Below are 1,374 nucleotides of genomic sequence, written 5' to 3'. Positions count from 1 at the left end.
TTTTTTTGGTGGGTACTTGCTGCGTGTCGATCGCTTGACCTCGCGCGGGAAGCTTCGATCAGGTCGTCGAGGCGGGAGCACGAAGTAGTGAGCCTGATCCAGAAGGCGCTGCAAATGCTGGGGCAAGGCGCCCGCGCGCGCCAGGTGCATGGTGTTGAGTGCACCGACGATCGCGTGCTGCGCGGTGTGAAAGCTGATGCGGGTGGGTGCCACACCGACATGCTGAGCCATCAGACGCATCCAGCGCCGCAGCAGCGTGTGCGCAATCAATACGCCCCAGACCTCTTGCATCACCAGTTCGGGCTGCTTGCTGCGCAACACGCCCTGGCCTTGCTGCAGCGACTGCTTGATTTCACGAAACCCCAGCTCGATCTCCCAACGCTGACGGTACAGCTGCGCCAACTCGGGTGCGGCAAACCGCGAGGGGTCACTCAGCGAGGTGATGAAGCGCCTGGTCTTGCCACCCGCATGCACCTGGATCAAGCGGGCCAGCCAATGGCTGGGCAGCTCTGGGCGCAGTTGCCTGGCGCGTTGCGACACCGGCATGCGGATCAGCCAGTCGCCTTCGCCCAAGGTTTGAACGATCTCATGGCGCAGATTGTCCTTGGCGCGCATGAGCCAATGGCGCTGAGCCCCTGCGTTCTGCCAGTCCAACAAGAATGCCGCTGAGAAGTACGCGCGGTCAAACAGTGTGATGGACTGATCCAGTCCGCGCAGATCGGCTGCCAGCGTTAACTCGCCGCAGTGGTAGTCCCCCAGTCTGGCATCAAGCAACTCGTGGCTGTCGGTATCGAGCAGGCACACGCCTCGCACCATGGGCCAAGGTTGAGCGCCGTATTGCGTCATCCCACTGCCCAGCACTTGGCGGTTGTCCTGGCTGTCGGGCGCAGACCAGACCACGCCATCGACTGCCAAGACGCGCAAAGACTCTGGATGCACCGGGTGGGATCGCCCCCAGGCATCGGTGAGCAAGCCGAACAAATGTGCCAAGGGCTCGCAGCCCAGTCTTTGGCGAGCCTGAACGCTGCTGCTGGGTACGGGCAGGTCTTGCCCATTGAGCGTGAGCGCCATCTCCTGCACGACTTGCCACAGCGGCATGTGGCGAAACAAGGCCAGGCCAATCACCAGCCAGACGGCGTGTTCGGCGGGCAGCTTGCGGCGACGGATGGAGGCCTTGCCGGTGGCGTGCAAGGCTTGCTCTATCCAGGCAGGATCAATCAACGATCCCAACTCGGCCATCCCACTGGCGGGCATGGCCGCCAGAGTCTCATTCAAGGTGTTTTGCAGCAGGATCGACAAAATAAAAAGGGAACGTGAAACACGTTCCCTTTTTACTGCCAATCAGATCAAGCCAAGCTTAACTGACTGGCATTG

The 1,374-nt window shown here is 61.4% G+C and carries 1 protein-coding gene; it reads right to left on the bottom strand.

The window, feature by feature from the left end; all coding sequences use genetic code 11:
• Nucleotides 1–1,275, bottom strand: a 1,275-nt coding sequence (locus AC1RDS_RS20950; protein WP_492227359.1) for an IS4 family transposase, incomplete at its 3' end; no start/stop codon positions are given.
• Nucleotides 1,276–1,374: the final 99 nt, after the last annotated feature.

The sequence above is a fragment of the Acidovorax sp. GW823-FHT02H02 genome (assembly GCF_058797075.1).
The sequence above is the reverse complement of the archived record's forward strand: the minus strand, read 5'-3'. Positions and strand labels throughout refer to the sequence as shown.